Below are 20146 nucleotides of genomic sequence, written 5' to 3' on the forward strand. Positions count from 1 at the left end.
GGGGAACAGGGAATTTCCGACGCTTCGGGAAGGACGCTTATGAAGACTTCGCTTACAGGGATCCTGATGGTGTGGCTGCTGGCCCTCTCCTGTCCGGGCGTGGCCCAGGAGGAGGGCGAGGAGACCCGCTGGTTCAGCGTCGACGCCTTGAATACCGGCCTTGGCCAGCCGCCCGACGAGATCGAGCGCAGGACGCCGCGAGACGCGGTTCGCAGCTTCCTGACGCTGACCCAGGACGAGGACTATGCGGCCGCGGCCCATCTCCTCAATCTCCTCGATCTGCCCCCAGAGGAGCAGGCCGAGCGCGGTGCGGTGCTGGCCAGGCAGCTCGCTGCCGTTCTGCAGCGGGGAGAGTGGATCAACGTCTCGAGCCTATCCTCGCGTCAGGATGCCATGGTCGTGGAGTCCTCGGGCAAGAGCTCCCGCGTTGGCCAGTCACGGCGCAACCTCGAGCTCGCCAGCCTCGACCTCGATGGGCAGAGCTACGAGGTGCGAATCGCCCGCTACCGGGCGGGAGAGCAGGAGCCCGTGTGGCTGATCGCCCCGGAGACGATCACCGCGATCCCCCGGCTCTACGAGAAATATGGCCCCTCCTGGCTGGAGGACCAGATACCGGAGCGCTTCCAGGTCTCCTTCGGCAAGCTGAAACTCTGGGAATGGTTCGCCATCCCGATCTTCCTGTGCCTCATCGGCGCGGTGGGGTGGTTCGCCCATGCCCTGATGGGCCTGCTGGCGAGCCGCCTGCCAGCGGGGCTCTCCAGCGTCTTCGCGCAGATGATCCGGCTGCCCCTGGCCTTCATCGTCATGTCGCTGCTGACACAGTGGCTGCTCGATTACGTGGTCTCCTTCTCGGGCCTGGTCACCGCCATCTTCCGCGGGCTGCTGGTGATCATCATGGCCTGGGGCGTGGGCCTGATCGCGCTGCGCTTGGTGGATACCCTGCTGATCCGGATGACGCGTCGCCTGGTGGGCGAGATCGACGACACCAAGAGTCGCGACGAGCGCCAGCTGCTGACCACTCTCCACGCGCTGCGACGCGCCGTGATCCTGATCACCGTGACGGGCGTGGCGATCTACGTGATCGCCCAGGTCAGCCTGTTCGAGACCCTCGGCGTGACCCTGCTGGCCTCGGCCAGTGTGGTGACGGTGCTGGTGGGCATCGCCGGTCAGGCCGTGCTCGGCAACATCCTGGCTTCCTTTCAGATCTCGCTGACCAAGCCGATCCGCATCGGCGACCTGCTGATCTTCGAGGATCAGTGGTGCTACGTGGAGGGCATCTATTACACCTTCATCCGCCTGCGGACCTGGGATGAACGGCGCCTGGTCGTGCCGGTGAGGTACTTCATCTCGAAGCCCTTCCAGAACCTCTCCTCGAAGAACGCGAAGCTTTGTCAGACCATCGTGCTGACCCTGCACATCAGCGCCGACGTGGCGACCCTGCGGGAAAAGTTCAAGGAGTTCGCGATGGCCGAGGAGAAGGTCACCGATCACCACTCGCTGGCCTGCTACGTGACGGGCCAGCACGAGGCGACGCAGGAGATCTCCTTTTACCTGACGAGCCCGGAGCCCATGGGCGCCTGGGCGGCCGAGGCGCAGGTCCGCGAGAAGCTCCTGGCCTTCATTCGTGACCATCACCCCGAGTAATGGCCCAGGTCGGTGGTGGTGCTCAGCGAGCACGATATTGCCCGGGGCGACACGCCGGAGCACCGGCGGATCCGGCGCCCGGCCAGGGTGGAAAAGATCGACGACGCGTCCAACGCCGAGTCACCGTCCGATGACTAGACGAATCATGCGGCAAGTCGGGCGTATGCACCGGCCCGGCATCGACCACGAGGGACAGGCACGATGAGCGCTCAAAGACGACGCGCCGGCACCGGCGCGGCCCTGAGGTTCGCCACGCTGTTGTTCGCCGCGCTGTCGCTGACGGGGTGTGGCGACGGGGAGGGCATGACCGAGGTGCCGCTGCCGGTGCTGGCCGACAACCCCGCCGCCCACGACGACAGCCGCGTGGCGACCCGTGGCGTGGTGCGCCGCTTCGAGGACCCGCTGCACTACTGGATCGAGGACGAGGACCTGCACCGGGTCGAGATCTTCCCTCACGAGCGCATCGCGACGTATCTCGGCGAGGCCGTGCGGGTGAAGGGACACTTCCGCTTCTCGCCGACAGAAGGTCGCCGGCTCACGCTGGAGCGCGTCGAGCGGCTGGGGGCCGAGTAAGCGCGCCGGGCGATGCGGCCGGTCGGTCGGCCTCGTCGGCGCCCGATGTGGGTCGGCTCGCGGTCGTTACCGCGAGACGCCGTCCATGCTTCCCTGGAGCGTGACGATGAGGCGACGCGAGCCGCCCCGGTCACGATGCTCGCCCAGCCAGATGCCCTGCCAGGTGCCCAGGGCCAGGCGCCCTTCGCGCACGGCTACGGTCAGCTGGGTGCCAAGCAGGCTGGCCGCCACGTGGGCGGGCATGTCGTCATCGCCCTCGAGGGTGTGGCGGAAGTAGGGCAGGTCGCCGGGCACCAGGTCGCGCAGGAAGGCGTCCATGTCGTGGCGAACGTCCGGGTCGGCGCTCTCGTTGAGGGTCAGCGAGGCCGAGGTGTGCAGCAGCTGAAGGTGCAGGAGCCCCACCCTTACCTCGGCCAGCCGCGGCAGGCCGGCGACGATCTCATCGGTGACCTGGTGAAAGCCCCGCGTCCGCGGCGCCAGGGTGATCTCGCGCTGGTCCCACATGGTCTCGATGTCTCCCGTGATGGTGCTGGCGCCCAGCATAGGGGAGGCCGTGGCGACGTGCATCCCGGACGCGTGCGCCGATCGCTCGGTCCCAGGCGTTGGCCGCCCTTGCTCGGGTCACCTTTGGGCTCTGAGGGTGGCTGCCCAGCCCACCGGAGGGGCTGGGCTGCACCGGGCGCTGAGCGATACACGAGGCACGGTGAGACGTGACGGTAAGCGGACGACAAAAGGCCCCGAGTCAGCGATGACTCGGGGCCTTTCTAAACGCTTGTCGCCCCACCTATGCGGCCAGCAGCGCCGCAGGGTCGGTGGCGTGACGCCTCAGTGCTTGGCGGCACTCGCCTTGGCGTTGCGCTCTGCCACCAGGCCCTGCTCGCGGGCCATGGCGTAGGCGGCACGCGGCCCGGTCCACAGCGAGGGCAGCAGCACCAGCGACACCGGGATCGCGGTGATCACGATGAACTGCTGCAGGGCGCTGATCTGGCCGGCCCCCATGTAGAGCAGGATGCCCGCCATGATGGCCATGGCGATGCCCCAGAAGGCGCGAACCAGACGGTTCGGGTCGTCGTGGCCGGTGCAGACCACGGCGATGGCATAGCTCATGGAGTCGCCGGTGGTGGCGACGAAGATGCTGGTCAGCACCAGGATCGCCATCGCCATCAGGCCGCCGCCTGGCAGCGCCTGGGCCACGGTGAGGGTCGCCACGTCGAACTGGAAGTTGTTGAGCGCCTCGGTGAGGTCGATCACGCCGGTCAGCTGGTAGTGGATGCCCGAGCCGCCGAGCAGGGTGAACCACATCGCGGTGGCGATCGGCGCCATCACGGCCACGGCCAGGATCATCTGACGGATCGAACGGCCCCGCGAGATGCGCGCCACGAAGATCGCCATCAGCGGGCCATAGCCGATGAACCAGGCGAAGAAGAACACCGTCCACCACTGCATCCACCAGGCCGGCGCGGTCTCGGAGGTCATGGTCGCCATGGCGAAGAACGAGGTCAGGTATTCGCCGAACCCCTGGGTGAAGGCGTTGGTGAGAAACAGCGTCGGACCGAAGACGAAGATCACCGCGGCGATGGCCAGCGCCAGGAAGACGTTGAACCGGCTGAGGATCTGGATGCCCTTGTGGATGCCGGTCATCGCCGAGGTGACGTAGACCACCGCCAGCGCCAACAGGATCATCAGCTGGGTGCCGAAGCCTTCGGAGGCGCCGAACAGCTCATGCAGGCCAAAGCTCACCTGGGTGGCCAGGAAGCCGATGGGGCCAACGGTGCCGGCGACCACGGCGATCACGCAGCAGGCATCGACCACGCTGCCGAACCAGCCCTTCATGATGCGCTCGCCGAGCACCGGATAGAGCAGGGTGCGCGGCTGCAGCGGCTGGCCCTTCACGTAGTGGGCATGCGCCAGCACCACGGCGGTGAGGGTGCCGAGCACGGCCCAGGCCAGGAAACCCCAGTGCATGAACGACTGGGCGAGGGCCCCGGCGACCGCTTCCGGGGTACCGGCTTCGGTGTCGAAGGCCGGCGGGGTGACCACGAAGTGGTAGATCGGCTCGCCCGCGGCGAAGAACACGCCACCGCCGGCCAGCAGGGTGCACATGATCATCGACAGCCACTTGAAGGTGCTGATCTGTGGCGAATCGAGGTTACCCACCCGAGCATGGCCGGCGGGGGAGATGGCTACGCCCATGCCGACCAGGAAGGTCAGCAGCAGCAGCAGCTGGAAATAGGTGCCCAGCGTCGCGGCGGTCCAGGCGAAACCGCTGGCGATGCCGTCGGCAACGCCCTGGATGTCGTACAGCGAGAGGCCGACGAAGGCGACGATGAAGCCGATGGTAAGCAGCAGCACGAGAGGATCGCCAAGCCGCGACATGAGTCCCGTCTTGGCGGTTTGATCATTCTGGGGCATGGGGGAGATGCTCTAGTTTGGAAGGATTTTCGGCGTCTCCAAAACGCAACGCCGACTAGAGCGCTCGAATTCTGCCACATCAGCGGCCGGTTTTTAAGGGCGAGTCTTAAAGAGGCCACGCCTTGTGGTCATGATCGCTGCGGCCAGGGTGCGTCTCGGGTCGGTCTTGCAGCAGTGCGCTCGGCAGCCGACCCCGGGGCCGGCGACCATAAGAATGGAACATGATCAGCGGGATCGCCATGTTCGCGCCGCTCCGGCCGCCCTCGCCGCGAGGCCCGAGCCGGTGATCCGGCTCGGGCCTCGTGCATGATGGGGAGCATTGCTCGACGCCGGGCGTCGCGGGTCAGTAGGCGCCTTCGCTGTAGGTCAGCTCATAGCTGTGGCTGTAGATCTCGAGGATGTTCCCGAAGGGATCTTCCATGTAGATCATGCGGTAGGGCTTCTCGCCCGGGTAGTAGTAGCGCGGCTTCTCCATGCGCTTTCTGCCGCCGGCGGCGACGATGCGCTCGGCAAGCCCCTCGACGTCGGGGTCCTGCACGCAGAAGTGGAAGACGCCGGTCTTCCAGTACTCGAAGTTGTTCTCCGGATCCTGCGCGTTCTTGAACTCGAACAGCTCGATGCCGATCCGGTCACCGGTCGACACGTGGGCGATCCGGAAGCGGTCCCAGCCGCTGCCGAACACGTCGGTGCACATCTCGCCGATGGCGCTGTCGTCCTCGACGACTTCCGAGGGGGCCATGATCAGATACCACCCCATCACCTCGGTGTAGAACTCCACCGCCCTGTCCAGATCCGGCACCGAGATGCCGATATGTGAGAAGTTTCTCGGGTAAGCGTTGTGCATGATCGTTCCTTTCGCGTGGATGACGGGGCCAGTTTACGAAGCACGAATGATCACTTAAAATTATCATTTATCACCTTCATGAGTCCGGATCGTAATGATCAACCCGAACTGGCTGCAGAGCTTCTGCACCCTGGTGGAAGTGGGGCACTTCACCCGCACCGCCGAGCGGCTGCACATGACACAGTCCGGCGTCAGCCAGCAGGTACGCAAGCTGGAGGAGCAGCTGGGGTGCGCGCTGCTGGTTCGGCAGGGCAAGCAGTTCACGCTCACCGACGCCGGGGAACGCCTGTATCGGGAGGGCCGCCAGCTCGTGCTGTCGCTTGCGAACCTCGAGCAGCGGGTCGCGGCCGACCCGGCCTGCGAGGGCATCGTGCGGGTGATGTCCCCCGGCAGTGTAGGCCTCAAGCTTTACCGCCGCCTGCTGGCCCTGCAGCGCCGCCACCCCGCGCTGGTGATCGACTACCGGTTCGCCCCCAATGCCGACGTGGAACGTGCCGTGGCCGCCGGTGACGTCGATGTCGGCTTCATGACGGCCCGCTCATCGCTTGCTGACGTCAGCACCAAGCCGGTGGCCAGGGAGCCGCTGTTGCTGGTGACGCCCGCCGCGGTCGCCCAGCCCGACTGGGAGACGCTGAGTCGGCTCGGCTTCATCGACCATCCCGACGGCGCGCATCACGCCGGCCTGCTGCTGGGCGCCAACTATGCCGAGTTCGAGCATACTCAGCAGCTCGACAAGGCGGGGTTCTCCAATCAGATCAACCTGATTCTCGAGCCCGTGAGCCTCGGCCTGGGCTTCACCGTGCTGCCGGCTCACGCGGTCGAGGCCTTCGAGCACCCCTCACGGGTCGGGGTTCATCCGTTGGCGCATCCCGTCAGTGAGACCCTCTATCTGGCCGCGCATCGTCGCAAGGCCATGCCGAACCGCGTGGCGACGGTGGTGGCCGAGGCCATGCAGCATCTTTAGCGGGTCATCCACGCAGCGAGCGCGTTCTCGAGACGAGCTGGGCCAGACGAGAGCCGCGGCCACGCGCCGGTCAAGCAGGCGCGCGCTTGTCAGTTGCCGGCGGGCGTGCCAGTCTTCGCGGCGTAACGATCAGGCTCGCGCGCGAGCCCGAACAGGAGAGCGGTGTGGAAAGGCCAGGGAAACCCGTGGACGACGAGAGGCGCGTTGAGGCGCTCCGCTTTCTCGACATTCTTGATACGCCTGCCGAGGAGCGGTTCGACCGCTTGACGCGTCTGGCCAGGCGGCTGTTCGACGTCCCGATTGCCCTGGTCAGCCTGGTCGATCAAGACCGTCAGTGGTTCAAGTCCTCGGCGGGGCTGGACGTTCGGGAAACCGATCGCGATCTCGCCTTCTGTGCGCACGCCATCCACGGCGACGGCGTTTTCATCGTGCCCGATGCGCGGGCGGATGAGCGCTTCGCGGATAATCCGCTGGTCGCGGGTCCGCCCCATATCGGCTTCTATGCCGGCTGTCCCATCACTGACATGAACCAGCAGAAGATGGGCACCCTCTGCATCATCGACTGTCGGCCCCGCGAGCTCTCGAAGGACGATATCGACGCCCTGAAGGATCTGGCGGCCATCGCCGAGCGCGAGCTGGCCATGGTCAAGCTCGCCACCCTGGACGAGCTGACCAGCCTGGCCAACCGCCGCGGCTTCATGACGCTCGCCCATAACAGCCTCGAGCTCTGCAGCCGGCACGGCATGCCGGCCACGCTGGTCTTCATCGACCTGTACAGGTTCAAGGAGATCAACGACGAGCACGGGCACATGGAGGGCGATCGAGCCCTGGTGTCCTTCGCCAACACCCTGGTCAACACCTGTCGGAGCGCCGACATCGTGGCGCGCCTGGGCGGCGACGAGTTCGTCGCCTTCCTGCCCAATGCCTCCCAGCGCGCGGCCGAGGGCTATATCGCCCGGCTGCACGAGGCATTGGAAGAGCACAACCGCGACGCCGATCGCGGCTACGAGATCCAGTTCTCGTCCGGCATCATCGAGTTCCACCCCGAGCAGCACCAGACCATCGACGACCTGCTGCTGGCGGGCGATGCGCTGATGTACGAGAGCAAGGAGCAGGATGAGGCCGACAGGGCCTGATGCGTCGTGTCTTGCTACGCGAGGTCCCCCAGTCACTGACGGTAAGCCCCTGCCTCATAGTGTAAGCGCCGGACGCCTTGGCCCGTTGTGGCGCTCGGTTCAGGTCCAGCGCGGATCGGCGGTGAACGAGACGGTGAACCAGCGCCGCTGTGGCGGGATGCTCAGTCCCGCCGCGATCGCCGTGCGGATCTCGTCGAGCTCGACCATGCCGCGCCCGGCGGCGAAGTCCGGCCGGGTGACGATATGGATCTCGATGAAGTGCCCGCGGCCAGCCTTGGCGACGTGGCTGTTGTAGTCCAGCAGCCCCTCACGGCGCATCACCGGGGCCATCGCGGCGTGCACCTCCCGGTCGATGGCGCTCGGCGCAATCAAGAGCACCTCCTTCATGGCACGACGCACGATGCCGATGGGCACCGGCAGAAAGCCCAGGGTGAGCATCGCCAGCAGCAGCGAATCCACATAGGGCGTAAGGTGCGCGTAGGCGCTGCGCTCGAGGATCAGCGCGATCACGAAGGCCACCAGCAGGGCGCCTGTGATCAGCGCCGCCATCAGCCAGCCGTGCATGTCGATGCGCACGAACTCCGAGCCCACGCCGCGGTTGATCCGGCGCTGGTGCAGCGTCATCGCCGTGCATACCAGAGTGACCACCGCGGCATAGACGATGGCCACGCCGAAGGCCAGCTCATGGCCGCCGGCCATCAGCCCCTGCACGGCATTCAGGAAGGCATAGAAGCACAGCAGCAGCAGGATGGCGCCGTTGAGCGCCGCCACCAGCGGCTCCAGGTGCCAGTAACCGTGCTGGAAGCGCTGGCTGACCTCCCGAGCGACCAGCCGTGTGACCACCAGTGCCAGGGTCGACATGGCCGCATCGATGGTCGAGAAGACGCCGTCGAAGAGGATCGAGCGCGAGCCGGCGAGCAGCCCGAAGGCCACCCCGAGGCCGGCGACGACCAGCGTCATGGCAATGGAGAGCTTGAGGGCGCGCTGTTCGAGGGCGGCGGGCATGGCATCGTCCTTGATGGGCAAAGCCTCGAGTCTAGCCGAGCCCCGGTGCCCTGGGGAGGTAGCGCCGCCTCCCTGGCGAACGACACCACGGGCGCGAATACTGGTGGCCTCACGCGCCCGTCACTCGGTCACGTTCGACTCTTTCTAGGAGCGCCACTACCGCGGCGAGGCGGTCACCATCATGCAGCGCGATCTCGGGCGCCGGCTGGATAAGCGGCGCGACGTGAAGCCCGACGGCGCCCCGATCCTTGGGTAGCCGAAGCGGCATCATCGTGACGCCACCACCTCTCTCAACGGGTCAGATCGTCCGCGACGCGCTAGATTCTAAACTCGAGTGCCGACCGACGCGTCGCGCCAAGAACAGCAGCATCAACACGTGGGGTGATCAACGCCGGAGGGATCGCGATGCTCGAGAGCGTATTTGCCCAGATCGGGATGATCCTCGGTCTTACCGTCGTGGGGGGAGCATTGGCGCAATGGCTGCGCCAGCCGCTGATCGTCGCCTTCATCGGCGTGGGCATCCTGCTCGGGCCTTCGGGATTGAGCCTGGTGGAGCAGCGCACCGAAATCGAGCTGTTCGCCAGGCTGGGCATCGCCCTGCTGCTGTTCGTGGTGGGGCTGAAGCTCGACCTGCACGTCATTCGCACCGTGGGGCCGGTGGCGCTGGCCTCCGGTCTGGGTCAGGTGGTCTTCACCTCGGCGGTGGGGTATCTCATCGCACTCTGGCTCGGCATGTCGCCGGTGACGGCCCTCTACGTGGCCGTGGCCCTGACCTTCTCCAGCACCATCATCATCGTCAAGCTGCTGTCCGACAAGCGGGAGGTGGACTCCCTGCACGGTCGCATCGCGGTCGGATTTCTGATCGTGCAGGACATCGTGGTGGTGCTGGTGATGATTGGCCTGACCGCCTACGGGCAGGCCGACGGCAACGTCAACATGGCCTGGGAGGCCCTGCGGGTGCTGTTGACGGGAGGCGCCATGCTGGTGGGGCTGGCCCTGCTGATGCGCTACGTCCTGCCGTGGCTGCTGCACCGGCTGGCCCACTCCTCGGAGCTGCTGATGCTGTTCGCCATCGCCTGGGCGGTCGTCGGTGCCGTGGGCGGCGAAGCCCTCGGCTTCAGCAAGGAGGTCGGCGCCTTCCTCGCCGGAGTGTCCATCGCCTCCACTCCTTACCGCGAGCAGGTGGCCTCGCGCCTGGTGAGCCTGCGCGATTTCCTGCTGCTGTTCTTCTTCATCGAGCTCGGTGCAACTCTGGACCTCGGCATGCTGGGCGCACAGCTCGGCGCCTCGGCGATCCTGTCGCTCTTCGTTCTGGTCGGCAACCCGCTGATCGTCATGGCCATCATGGGCTACATGGGCTATCGCAAGCGCACCGGCTTTCTCGCCGGTCTGACAGTGGCCCAGATCAGCGAGTTCTCCCTGATCCTGGCGGCGATGGGCCTGGCCCTGGGACACCTGCAGGAGGAGACGGTCGGGCTGATCACCCTCGTCGGACTGATCACCATCAGCGTCTCGACCTACATGATCCTCTACTCGCATGCGCTCTATGAACGTCTGGCGCCTCGCCTCTCGATTTTCGAGCGTCGGGTGCCTCACCGGGAACTCGATGACTGGGAGGATGCCAACAATGAAGTGGACGTCCTGCTGATCGGGCTGGGGCGCTATGGTGCGGCCCTCGCGGCGGACCTCAGGAAGCGCGGCTGTCGCCTGTTGGCGGTGGATTTCGATCCCACGACCGTTCAACAGCATGCCCTCAACCGATACCGGGTGTGCTATGGGGATGCAGAAGATCCGGAGTTTCTGGCCACCCTGCCGCTGCGCCAGGCGCGCTGGGTCGTCAGCACCCTCCGCGACCCCGCCGTCAACCGGATGCTGCTGCATGGCCTGCGCCAGCAAAAGTTCGTGGGACAGGTCGCGATTGCCGTCCGTGACTCTCGGGATGTACAACGCTTCGAGGAGGAGGGCGTGGACCTGGTGCTGGTGCCTTACGAAGATGCCGCCAAGGAAGCCGCCATCCGGGTGATGGCTTCTGCTCCGTCGATCGAACCTCGAGAAGTCGAACCTCGAGAAGGGGATAACGCATGAAACGCTTTCGGAACATCCTGTATGTCGTAGAGCCCTCGGTGGCCCAGGATGGGGGGCTCGCCAGGGCGGCCACCCTGGCAGAAAGCAACCAGGCGTTGCTGACCCTCATCGATGTCTTGCCCGAGGAGACGCTGGATCTGTCGCTGGCGCCTCGAGGGCCATCGGCCGATGCGTTCAGGGACGCGGTGATGGCCGAGCGGCGAACATGGATCGAGTCGCTGATCGCCCCTCATGCCGACCGTATTGCCTACCGGATCGAGGTGCTGACCGGGATCACCTTCATTGAGGTCATCCGGGCCGTGCTGCGGGAGGACCATGATCTCGTGATCAAGACGGCGGAGAACCCGGAGTGGAGTCGGCTGCTGTTCGGCAGCGACGACATGCACTTGATGCGCAAGTGTCCCTGTCCGGTCTGGTTGATGAAACCGGAGGAGAAGCCCAACTATCGACGCATCGTCGCGGCCTTCGATGTCGACGTGCACCGCACCGTGTCTGGTGAAGAGGTGCTCAACGACAGCATTTTGGATATCTCAAGCTCCCTGGCGCTCTCCGACTTCGCCGAACTTCATCTCGTGCATGCCTGGGATACGCCGGAAGCCGGTTTCGTGGGTCTCTGGACCAGCGACCCCGAGACGACGGAGCGCCATCTCATCGAGGGCGAACAGGCCCGCCACAAGCTCGGCATGGAGAGGTTGACGTTTCGACTTCGCGAGCGCATCGGCGACGAGGCCTATGATTATCTCTCTCCGCGGATCCATCTGCCCATGGGCCCGGCACGCAAGCAGATTCCGCTGCTGGTCGGCAAGCTCGAGGCAGACCTGGTGGTGATGGGAACAGTGGCGCGAACCGGAATTCCCGGCTTCATCATCGGCAACACGGCCGAAGCGATGCTCTATCAGCTGCAGTGCTCGGTGCTGGCGCTGAAGCCGCCGGGCTTCGTCTCCCCGGTCACTCTGGAATGACCCCGGCTTGGTATCACCGCCGGCGAGACCTGACACGAGGTGGCTCCCGGCGATCGAGGTCCTGCAAGCGGAGGATCATGGCCTCTCCTCGGAGCATATGGCCCTGTCTTGACGTATACGGTCCCAACGACCCGCCGCCATCGGCGACAAGTAGGCGGCGCTCACGAAGCACGCTCGCTGAGCAGCGTCAGCGTGCGCGTCTACGCGGCCGCTCCCCCCCGAGGAAGCCACGACCTTCTTCCTCTCGGGGCTGATTCGCCCCCGCGACGGCGTGCTCGAGGCGCCGTGTCCTCGACGAGGGGGAGTGATGACGGATGGGCCTAGCGCGACACAGGGATTTTCGGCCGGGGTCGAGACGAGAGGCGGTTAAAGCTGGATAATGGCGGGTTGCGCTTACGCCCCCAGAATCTAACCCCGGTGTTCGTCCATGGAAATCAAGGTCAACTATCTCGACAACCTCCGCCTGGAGGCCAAGTTCGACGACTTCACGGTCATCTCCGACCAGCCCATCCGCTACAAGGGCGACGGCTCGGCACCGGGGCCCTTCGACTATTTCCTGGCCTCCTCGGCGATGTGCGCGGCCTACTTCGTCAAGGTCTACTGCAACGCCCGGGACATCCCCACCGAGAACATCCGGCTGTCGCAGAACAACATCGTCGACCCGGAGAATCGCTACCAGCAGATCTTCAAGATCCAGGTGGAGCTGCCCGAGGACATCTCCGACAAGGATCGCCAGGGCATCCTGCGCTCCATCGACCGCTGCACGGTCAAGAAGGTGGTGCAGACGGGCCCCGAGTTCCAGATCGAGGTGGTGGAGAACATCGACGAGGACGCCCAGGCGCTGCTGATGGGCAAGGCCACGGGCGAGGCGAATGGCGAGGGCACCTGGATCGAGGGCAAGGACCTGCCGCTGGAGCAGACCATCGCCAATCTCTCGGGCCTGCTCGCCGATCTGGGCATGAAGATCGAGATCGCCTCCTGGCGCAACATCGTGCCCCACGTCTGGTCGCTGCACATCCGCGACGCCGCCTCGCCGATGTGCTTCACCAACGGCAAGGGCGCCACCAAGGAGAGCGCGCTGTGCTCGGCGCTGGGCGAGTTCATCGAGCGGTTGAGCTGCAACTTCTTCTACAACGACCAGTTCTTCGGCGAGCAGATCGCCGGCAGCGACTTCGTGCACTACCCCGACGAGCGGTGGTTCAAGCCGGGGCCGAATGACGAGCTGCCGGAGGAGATCCTCGACGATCACTGCCGAGCGATCTTCGATCCGGACGGCGAGCTCTGCGGCTCGAACCTGATCGACACCAATTCCGGCCGGGCCGATCGCGGCATCGTCTCGCTGCCTTTCGTGCGCCAGTCCGACGGCGAGACGATCTACTTCCCCTCGAACCTGATCGAGAATCTCTACCTCAGCAACGGCATGAGCGCCGGCAACACCCTGGCCGAGGCCCAGGTGCAGTGCCTCTCCGAGATCTTCGAGCGCGCGGTGAAAAAGCAGATCATCGAGGAGGAGATCACCCTGCCGGACGTGCCGATGGAGGTGCTTAAGCGCTACCCCGACATCCTCGAGGGCGTCGAGGCGCTGGAGGCCCAGGGCTTCCCGGTGCTGGTCAAGGATGCCTCGCTGGGTGGCCAGTTCCCGGTGATGTGCGTGGCGCTGATGAACCCCAAGACCGGCGGCGTGTTCGCCTCCTTCGGGGCGCATCCGAGCTTTCACGTGGCGCTGGAGCGAAGCCTCACCGAACTCCTGCAGGGGCGCAGCTTCGAGGGCCTCAACGACTTCATGCCGCCGACCTTCAACTCCCTGGCGGTGGCCGAGCCCAACAACTACGTCGAGCACTTCATCGACTCCTCCGGCGTGGTCTCCTGGCGCTTCTTCAGCTCGAAGGCCGACGTCGAGTTCGTCGAGTGGGACTTCTCCGGCAGCAATGCCGAGGAGGCCGCGGGGCTGTTCGGCATCCTCGAGGAGCTCGAGCTGGAGGCCTACATGGCCGTGCACGAGGACCTGGGCGCGCCGGTGTGCCGCATCCTGGTGCCGGGCTACTCCGAGGTCTACCCGGTGGAGGACCTGGTCTGGGACAACACCAACAAGGCGCTGCTGTTCCGCGAGGACATCCTCAACCTCCACGCCCTCGACGACGAGCGGCTGGCCGCGCTGCTGGAGCGCCTGGAGGAGAGCCAGATCGATGACCAGGAAGACATCATCACCCTGATCGGCATCGAGTTCGACGAGAACACCGTGTGGGGCCAGCTGACCATCCTCGAGCTCAAGCTGCTGATCAACCTGGCGCTCGGCCAGCACGAGGAGGCGCTGGAGCGGGTCGAGATGTTCCAGCAGTTCAACGACAACACCGTCGAGCGCGGGCTCTTCTACCAGGCCATGCACGCGGTGCTGGAGATCACCCTCGACGATGAGCTCGAGCTCGACGACTACCGCTACAACTTCACGCGCATGTTCGGCGAGGCGACCATGGCCGCCGTGGTCGGCTCGGTGGAGGGCAGCGTGCGCTTCCACGGCCTGGAGCCGGTCGGCATGCAGCTCGAGGGCCTGGAGAAGCACCAGCGGCTGATCGAGAGCTACCAGAAGCTGCACGCCGCGCGGGCCGCCCGAGCCGCCACGCCGCGCGCCGTCAACGCCTGAGTTCGTCGCGGGCCATGACAACGCCCCCGTGCCGGTGACCCGGCGCGGGGGCGTTTGCGTTGGCGCCGCGCCCGGGGAGACGACTCCCCCTAGGCGAGATCCTTCAGCGGGCGGGCCAGCAGCTCCGAGACCACCGCCGGCATGAACTCCCGGGGCAGGGTGATGGCGTAGAAGTTCTCGAAAACGTTGGGCAGCCGCTCGAAGGAGGTAAGCCGCCCCTGGCGCAGCTCATCCTTGACCACCACTTCCGGCAGCACGCTCAGCGCGCCGCTGTCGCGGGCGAGAAGGCGCAGCATGGCCATGTCGTCGGCCTCGGCGAGTATATCCGGCCGATACTGGTGCAGGCTGCAGTGGCCGTCGAAGCCGCGGCGAATCTCATGATGCCCGCCCGGCAGTACCCAGCGCAGGTCCTCGTAGCCTTCGGGAAAGGGCGTGCCGGGGTTGGAGTCGGGCGGCCCGATGATGGAGAGCGGCTGGCGGGCCAGCAGCTGGCTCTGCCAGGCCGCCTGGGTCGCGCCGGAGGGCTGCAGCTGCGTATTGGTGAGCACCACATCGAGCTGGTGTCGGGCCAGGCCGTCGAGCAGGTCGTCCATGCTCTGGGTGTGCAGGCTGAAGTGCACCTTGTGCCCGCTGCCGTTGAGCAGGGGCGCGATGAAGCCCTCGATGAAGTTTCGCGACATGGTCGCGAGCATGCCGATGCGCACGCGCTGATACTCGGGCTCGATGCCGCGGCCGATCAGCGACTCCAGCTCCTCGCCCTTGGTGAAGATCACCTCGGCGTAGTTGAACACCTGCCGGCCCGCCTCGGTCAGCACCAGGGTGCGATTGCGCCGCTCGAACAGCGGCTTGCCCATCCGCTCTTCCAGCTTGCGGATCTGCGCCGAGAGGGCGCTCTGTGACAGGTGCAGCGACTCGGCGACTCGGGTGAGGTTGCCCTCGCTGGCCACGCGCCAGAAATAGTAGAGGTGGTGATAGTTCAGGCGGCTCATTTCGTTCTCTTTTATAGAACAGTACGTAAATTTATATCTATTTTTTTTAAAAAACCAGGCAACCGATACTGCTCGCTCCACGGACTATCGGAGTCATTCCATGCATGGGAACGAGCTGTTGCTGACCATCCTGCTCACCCTGGTGCCCGTCGTGCTGGCGCTGGGGGCCGTGGCGAGCGCCCGTCAGCCCGGTGAACGCGCCTGGCGCACGGCCCAGGCCACCACCACCGGCGGCCTGCTGCTCTCGGCGCTGCTGCTGGCGCTCTCCGCGGCACAGTGGCTGCCGGCGGTGAGCGGCGCCTGGCAGACCGCCCCGCTGCAGCTGATCATGCTGCTGCTCGCCAACTTCATCGCCTTCGTGGTGGTGCGCTACAGCGCCACCTACCTGCAGGGCGAGCCACGCCAGCCCCGCTTCGTCGCGCTCGTTCAGGCCACGTTCGCGGCGGTCAGCGTGGCGGTGCTGAGCGATCACCTGCTGGTGTTCCTGCTCGCCTGGCTCGCCATTGGCCTGGCCATGCACCAGCTGCTGATGTTCTACCCGGACCGTCCCCGCGCGGCCCTGGCGGCGCACAAGAAGTTTCTCTTCGCCCGGGGTGCCGAGTTGTGTGCCCTGGCGGCCTTCCTGCTGCTGTACCTGCATCACGACAGCGCCCGGATCAGCGTTATCACCGGCGCCTATGCGACGCCGGGCGTGGTGCTCTCCGCCACTGAACAGGCGGCGGCCTGCCTGCTCGCCCTGGCGGCGCTGATCAAGTGCGCCCAGCTGCCGCTGCACGGCTGGCTGATCCAGGTGGTCGAGGCACCCACGCCGGTCTCGGCGGCGCTGCACGGCGGTGTGATCAACCTCGGCGGCTACCTGCTGCTGCTGTTCTCCCCGCTGCTGCTGCACTCCACGCCCGCCCAGGCCCTGATCCTGGTGGTGGCCGGCATCAGCAGCGTGCTGGCGGCGCTGGTCATGACGACGCGCATCAGCATCAAGGTGCGCCTGGCCTGGTCGACCAGCGCCCAGATGGGCCTGATGCTGGTCGAGATCGCCCTGGGGCTCGTCGAGCTGGCGCTGCTGCACCTGCTGGCGCACTCCTGCTACAAGGCCTACGCCTTCCTGAGCTCGGGCGAGGCGGTGCAGGAGGACCTGCAGCGGCGCCAGGCGCCGGGGCGGCGCCCGACGCTCTCGCAGTGGCTCTCGGCGGGGCTTGCCAGCGTGGCGATGGTGGCGGGCCTGGGCCTCATCGTTGTCGCCACCAGCGACTCGACGGCCTTCGACGTGCTCAGCCCCTGGGTGCTGCTGACCCTGGCGCTGACCGTGCTGCTGGCCGAGCGTCGCAGCCTTGTGGCGGCCGATGCCGGAGTTCGCTTCCTGGGCCTGGCCGCGCTGGTGGTGCTCGCCTACTTCACCCTCAAGTCGCTGTTCACCGCGCTGGTGCCGGCGCTCCCGCACACTGCGCCGCTGTGGGCGGATCTCTGGGCCGGCCTGCTGTTCGTGCTGCTGTTCGCCGGCTACTGCCTGCAGCGCTACGGCCTGCACCTGGGCTGGGTGCAGACGCTGAACCTCTACTGCTACGCCGGGTTTTACCTGGACGAGTGGGTCACCCGGAACACCCTGAAACTCTGGCCGCATCCGTTGCCGGGTCGCGTCCGGGCCAAGCAACTGCATACCGCTTCTCGCGAGGGTTCACTATGACGATTCACGAAAACACCCGGGTGGCCTGGATGCCCCAGGCGGTGACGGTGGACGACCACCCGCCGCTGACCACGGCACATGAGCAGGCGCTGGATCAGGCCTGCGCCAGCGTGGCCCCGACCTGGCCGCTGGATCGGCAGATCGCGGTGAGCCCCTTCTGGGCGATGCGCGACGAGCCCATGGCCCGCGTCTCGGCCCGGCTGTCGGCGCTGGCCAACATCCGCTGCCTGATGCCGCCGAGTCACTACCTGGGCGCCTGGCAGCGCGGCGAGATCACCGATGCGCACCTGACCCGGGCGGCGGCGCGGCTCGGCTATCGGGGGAACTACAAGAACCTGCTGCAGGTACTCGACGATCTCGCCCGGCTGCCCCACTGGCACAACATCAGCGACCTGGTGGATGCGCGCCGCGACCGCCAGCACAAGATGGCCTGGCGCGACGAGATCACCCAGCAGATCAGCCAGTTCTGTGCCGCCACCTTTCAGGAGGACGGGCCGCTCAACGCCGCACGGCTGACCGCGCCCACCGACAAGCGCCTGTATCAGCACTGGCGCGACATGACCCTCAAGGATCGCGGCATCGCCATCCTGATGGGCGAGCGGCGGTTGCGGCGCTACTTCGAGACCCTGCCGGCCACCGAGGAGGGCCTCTTCCAGGCCGCCATCGCCGAGCTGGATGTCGATGCCGGCCGGCTCGGCGGCTGCGCCCAGGCGCTGCTGCTCGACCTCAATGGCTGGGCGGCCTGGGTCGCCTATCGGGAGTGGCAGCAGGCGCTGGCCAAGCCCGAGGCCTCATCGACCCCCTCCGAGATGCGCAGCCTGCTGGCGATCCGCCTGGCCTGGGAGCTGGTGCTGTGGCGCTATATTCGCCACGAGCAGCCCGACCAGGCCGAGCGGCTGACGACCCAGTGGCACCGCGAGCTCGTGGAGCTGCCGGAGCAGGTCGAGCGCCATCGCCTCGCGCAGCAGCCGCTGTGGGTGTGGCAGCTCGCCGGCGAACTGGCCTATCAGCAGCCGCTGCAGCGGGCGCTGAGCGAGTCGATCCGCACGCCGGCGCCGACCGCCACACCTCCGGCGCTCCAGGCGGTGTTCTGCATCGACGTGCGCTCCGAGCCGCTGCGTCGGGCCCTGGAGCGGCAGAGCCCGGCGATCCAGACCCTGGGCTTCGCCGGCTTCTTCGGCCTGCCGCTGGAGCATCATCCGGCCGGTTCGGCGCAGGCCCAGCCTCACCTGCCGGGCCTGCTGGCCCCGCAGGTGACGCTCAAGAGCGGCCCTGCCGAGGGCGAGCAATGCGGCGCCGCGCGGCGCAACTGGCAGGCGCGCCTGCAGGAGTGGAGCCGGGCGGCCAGCGCCACCTTCAGCGCCGTGGAGGCCGGAGGGCTGATGTACGCCGGCAAGCTGCTGCGTCGCTCCCTGGCCCCCACGGCCACGCGCGCGCCGCTCGCCATGGATGCGCTCAGCTGGCACTGGCGGGGCAGCGGCGAGACGCTGAGCCTGGCGGACAAGGCGACGCTTGCCCGCACCGTGCTGGGCGCCATGGGGCTCACCGAGCATCTGGCGCCCCGGGTACTGCTGGTGGGCCACACCAGCCACAGCAGCAACAACCCGCACGCGGCGGGGCTCGAGTGCGGCGCCTGCGGTGGCCAGTCGGGCGAGGTCTCGGTGCGCGCCCTGGCGCGACTGCTCAACGACCCCGCGCTGCGCGAGGCGCTGGCCGAGGCCGGCCTCGTCATTCCGGAAGCGACCCGTTTCGTGCCGGCGCTGCACCACACCATCACCGACCGCATCGAGCTGCCGGAAGGCGTGGAGGATGCCTTCGCGCTGAGCGAGGAGGTGCGTTCGTGGCTCGAGCAGGCCGGCGCCCAGGCCCGGCGCGAGCGCGCCCCGCGGCTCGGTCTGGCGGGCGACGGCGCGGCGCTCGAGAAGACCCTCGAGCGTCGCGGCGCCGACTGGTCGCAGACCCGCCCCGAGTGGGGCCTGGCCAACAACGCCAGCTTCATCGCCGCGCCGAGGCGCATTACTGCCCCCATCGATCTCGCCGGGCGCAGCTTCCTGCACGACTACGACTGGCGCACGGATGCCGACTTCGCGCGGCTGGAGCTGATCATGACCGCGCCCATGGTCGTCGCCCATTGGATCAACATGCAGTACAACAGCTCCGTTGCGGACAACCGCAAGCTTGGCAGCGGCAACAAGGTGCTGCACAACGTGGTCGGCGGGCATATCGGCGTGTTCGAGGGTAACGGCGGCGACCTGCGCATCGGCCTGCCGATGCAGTCGCTGCACGACGGCGAGCGCTGGCGCCACGAGCCCCTGCGCCTGAGCGTCTACTTGGCGGCGCCAACAGAGGCGATCGAGGCCATCGTCGCCCGCCACGAGATCCTGCAGTCGCTGGTGGGCAACGACTGGCTGCACCTCTTCGCGCTGGATGACGAGACCGGCGAGATCCTCGCGCGCCGGGAGGGAAGCTGGGTCGCGCCCTAGCGCTCAGCGCAACACGAACGCAAAATGAGTAGCCCCCGAGTCGATCCTACGGCTCGGGGGCTTTTGTTGGCGTCGTCGGCGGGAAGCGCCTCCGCCCATCGACGAGTACGCCATTATCTCCTCATCAAGCGTTTTATCCGGGATTCCTATCGTGAAAGTCTCCGACACCGAGCGACTGACCATCCGGCATTTCGAGGGCGAGGATGCCGACTTTATCGTCCGGCTATTGAACGACCCATCGTTCATTCGCCATATCGCCGACAAGCAGGTGCGCACCCGCGAGGATGCCGTCAGCTACCTCGAAAACGGCCCGATGGCGAGCTACCGAACCCATGGCCACGGCCTGAACCTGGTGCAGCTCAAAGGCGAGGGCACGCCGATCGGCATGTGCGGCCTGGTGAAACGACACGAGCTGGAGGGCCCCGATCTCGGCTATGCGTTTCTGCCCGAATTCTGCGGCCAGGGCTATGCCTTCGAGGCCGCGGAAGCCGTGCTCGAGCAGGGCATGGCAGAGCACGCGCTCGATTCGGTGCTGGCGGTAACGCTGCCGGACAATACGCGCTCCAACCGTCTGTTGAACACGTTGGGCTTCAGCGCGAAGTGGTCCGTGAATCTATACGGGGCATGGAACAACCTCTACGAATATCGCCGTAGCAACGATACCCCCTGAACCAGGGCGCGGGCGCCTCGCTTTCCTCCTTTGGGGCGCTGTGACACCATCGCCGCT

General features: G+C 66.6%; 15 protein-coding genes. 10 read left to right on the forward strand and 5 right to left on the reverse strand.

Annotation, left to right across the window (positions count from 1 at the left end):
* Nucleotides 1–39: 39 nt before the first annotated feature.
* Nucleotides 40–1644 carry a mechanosensitive ion channel family protein gene (locus BM388_RS12865; RefSeq protein WP_089850784.1) on the forward strand — a complete coding sequence of 535 codons (1605 nt, stop codon included), beginning with the start codon at nt 40–42 and terminating at the stop codon, nt 1642–1644.
* 201 nt (nt 1645–1845) lie between these two features.
* Nucleotides 1846–2217 (forward strand): hypothetical protein, encoded by a 372-nt coding sequence (locus BM388_RS12870; RefSeq protein ID WP_245781542.1) that lies wholly within the window; start codon nt 1846–1848, stop codon nt 2215–2217.
* Nucleotides 2218–2283: 66 nt separating this feature from the next.
* Here BM388_RS12870 and BM388_RS12875 read toward each other — a convergent pair whose 3' ends face one another.
* The 3 genes from BM388_RS12875 to BM388_RS12885 form a co-directional block, all read right to left on the reverse strand.
* Nucleotides 2284–2721 carry a secondary thiamine-phosphate synthase enzyme YjbQ gene (locus tag BM388_RS12875; RefSeq protein WP_089850829.1) on the reverse strand — a complete coding sequence of 146 codons (438 nt, stop codon included), beginning with the start codon at nt 2719–2721 and terminating at the stop codon, nt 2284–2286.
* A 321-nt stretch (nt 2722–3042) separates the two neighbouring features.
* Complete coding sequence (locus BM388_RS12880) at nt 3043–4629, reverse strand: BCCT family transporter (protein ID WP_089850786.1); 1587 nt, start codon at nt 4627–4629, stop codon at nt 3043–3045.
* Nucleotides 4630–4972: 343 nt separating this feature from the next.
* Complete coding sequence (locus tag BM388_RS12885) at nt 4973–5473, reverse strand: lactoylglutathione lyase family protein (RefSeq protein WP_089850788.1); 501 nt, start codon at nt 5471–5473, stop codon at nt 4973–4975.
* A gap of 94 nt (nt 5474–5567) precedes the next feature.
* Here BM388_RS12885 and BM388_RS12890 point away from each other — a divergent pair, with 94 nt between their 5' ends.
* A complete protein-coding gene (locus tag BM388_RS12890) occupies nt 5568–6437 on the forward strand; it encodes a LysR family transcriptional regulator (RefSeq protein ID WP_089850790.1) in 870 nt (289 codons plus the stop codon).
* Nucleotides 6438–6622: 185 nt separating this feature from the next.
* Nucleotides 6623–7573, forward strand: a complete 951-nt coding sequence (locus BM388_RS12895; RefSeq protein ID WP_245781543.1) for a GGDEF domain-containing protein — start codon at nt 6623–6625, stop codon at nt 7571–7573.
* A 99-nt stretch (nt 7574–7672) separates the two neighbouring features.
* Here the strand turns inward: BM388_RS12895 and BM388_RS12900 are convergent, their stop codons facing one another.
* Complete coding sequence (locus BM388_RS12900) at nt 7673–8578, reverse strand: cation diffusion facilitator family transporter (protein WP_089850794.1); 906 nt, start codon at nt 8576–8578, stop codon at nt 7673–7675.
* A 405-nt stretch (nt 8579–8983) separates the two neighbouring features.
* Here BM388_RS12900 and BM388_RS12905 point away from each other — a divergent pair, with 405 nt between their 5' ends.
* The 3 genes from BM388_RS12905 to BM388_RS12915 all read left to right on the forward strand — a co-directional run bounded on the left by BM388_RS12905 (nt 8984) and on the right by BM388_RS12915 (nt 14266).
* Nucleotides 8984–10663, forward strand: coding sequence for a cation:proton antiporter (locus tag BM388_RS12905; RefSeq protein WP_089850796.1), 1680 nt, complete (start codon nt 8984–8986; stop codon nt 10661–10663).
* Complete coding sequence (locus tag BM388_RS12910) at nt 10660–11625, forward strand: universal stress protein (protein WP_089850799.1); 966 nt, start codon at nt 10660–10662, stop codon at nt 11623–11625. Before BM388_RS12905 ends, BM388_RS12910 begins: the two co-directional genes overlap by 4 nt.
* Nucleotides 11626–12052: 427 nt before the next feature.
* The gene (locus BM388_RS12915) at nt 12053–14266 is read left to right on the forward strand and encodes an OsmC domain/YcaO domain-containing protein (RefSeq protein WP_089850801.1); all 2214 of its coding nucleotides are present in this window, start codon (nt 12053–12055) and stop codon (nt 14264–14266) included.
* A gap of 89 nt (nt 14267–14355) precedes the next feature.
* On the opposite strand, the gene BM388_RS12920 is transcribed toward BM388_RS12915, so the two are convergent.
* A complete protein-coding gene (locus BM388_RS12920; RefSeq protein WP_089850804.1) occupies nt 14356–15255 on the reverse strand; it encodes a LysR family transcriptional regulator in 900 nt (299 codons plus the stop codon).
* Between the two features lie 100 nt (nt 15256–15355).
* Between BM388_RS12920 and BM388_RS12925 the strand changes: the two genes are divergently transcribed.
* The 3 genes from BM388_RS12925 to BM388_RS12935 all read left to right on the forward strand — a co-directional run bounded on the left by BM388_RS12925 (nt 15356) and on the right by BM388_RS12935 (nt 20089).
* Nucleotides 15356–16936, forward strand: coding sequence for an NADH-quinone oxidoreductase subunit L (locus BM388_RS12925; protein ID WP_089850806.1), 1581 nt, complete (start codon nt 15356–15358; stop codon nt 16934–16936).
* Nucleotides 16933–19419, forward strand: a complete 2487-nt coding sequence (locus BM388_RS12930) for a YbcC family protein (protein WP_245781544.1) — start codon at nt 16933–16935, stop codon at nt 19417–19419. The genes BM388_RS12925 and BM388_RS12930 overlap by 4 nt, the downstream gene beginning before the upstream one ends.
* A 151-nt stretch (nt 19420–19570) precedes the next feature.
* Nucleotides 19571–20089, forward strand: a complete 519-nt coding sequence (locus BM388_RS12935) for a GNAT family N-acetyltransferase (protein ID WP_217641067.1) — start codon at nt 19571–19573, stop codon at nt 20087–20089.
* The last annotated feature ends 57 nt before the right edge of the window (nt 20090–20146 follow it).

Source organism: Halomonas saccharevitans (assembly GCF_900116405.1).
GTDB lineage: Bacteria > Pseudomonadota > Gammaproteobacteria > Pseudomonadales > Halomonadaceae > Halomonas > Halomonas saccharevitans.

Excerpts from the sequence above, each read along its gene's own strand:
- BM388_RS12875 (WP_089850829.1), bottom strand. The coding sequence starts at position 2,721 with ATGTGGGACCAGCGCGAGATCACCCTGGCGCCGCGGACGCGGGGCTTT.
- BM388_RS12910 (WP_089850799.1), top strand. The coding sequence starts at position 10,660 with ATGAAACGCTTTCGGAACATCCTGTATGTCGTAGAGCCCTCGGTGGCC.
- BM388_RS12870 (WP_245781542.1), top strand. The coding sequence starts at position 1,846 with ATGAGCGCTCAAAGACGACGCGCCGGCACCGGCGCGGCCCTGAGGTTC.
- BM388_RS12885 (WP_089850788.1), bottom strand. The coding sequence starts at position 5,473 with ATGCACAACGCTTACCCGAGAAACTTCTCACATATCGGCATCTCGGTG.
- BM388_RS12905 (WP_089850796.1), top strand. The coding sequence starts at position 8,984 with ATGCTCGAGAGCGTATTTGCCCAGATCGGGATGATCCTCGGTCTTACC.
- BM388_RS12915 (WP_089850801.1), top strand. The coding sequence starts at position 12,053 with ATGGAAATCAAGGTCAACTATCTCGACAACCTCCGCCTGGAGGCCAAG.
- BM388_RS12890 (WP_089850790.1), top strand. The coding sequence starts at position 5,568 with ATGATCAACCCGAACTGGCTGCAGAGCTTCTGCACCCTGGTGGAAGTG.
- BM388_RS12900 (WP_089850794.1), bottom strand. The coding sequence starts at position 8,578 with ATGCCCGCCGCCCTCGAACAGCGCGCCCTCAAGCTCTCCATTGCCATG.
- BM388_RS12925 (WP_089850806.1), top strand. The coding sequence starts at position 15,356 with ATGCATGGGAACGAGCTGTTGCTGACCATCCTGCTCACCCTGGTGCCC.
- BM388_RS12920 (WP_089850804.1), bottom strand. The coding sequence starts at position 15,255 with ATGAGCCGCCTGAACTATCACCACCTCTACTATTTCTGGCGCGTGGCC.
- BM388_RS12930 (WP_245781544.1), top strand. The coding sequence starts at position 16,933 with ATGACGATTCACGAAAACACCCGGGTGGCCTGGATGCCCCAGGCGGTG.
- BM388_RS12880 (WP_089850786.1), bottom strand. The coding sequence starts at position 4,629 with ATGCCCCAGAATGATCAAACCGCCAAGACGGGACTCATGTCGCGGCTT.
- BM388_RS12865 (WP_089850784.1), top strand. The coding sequence starts at position 40 with ATGAAGACTTCGCTTACAGGGATCCTGATGGTGTGGCTGCTGGCCCTC.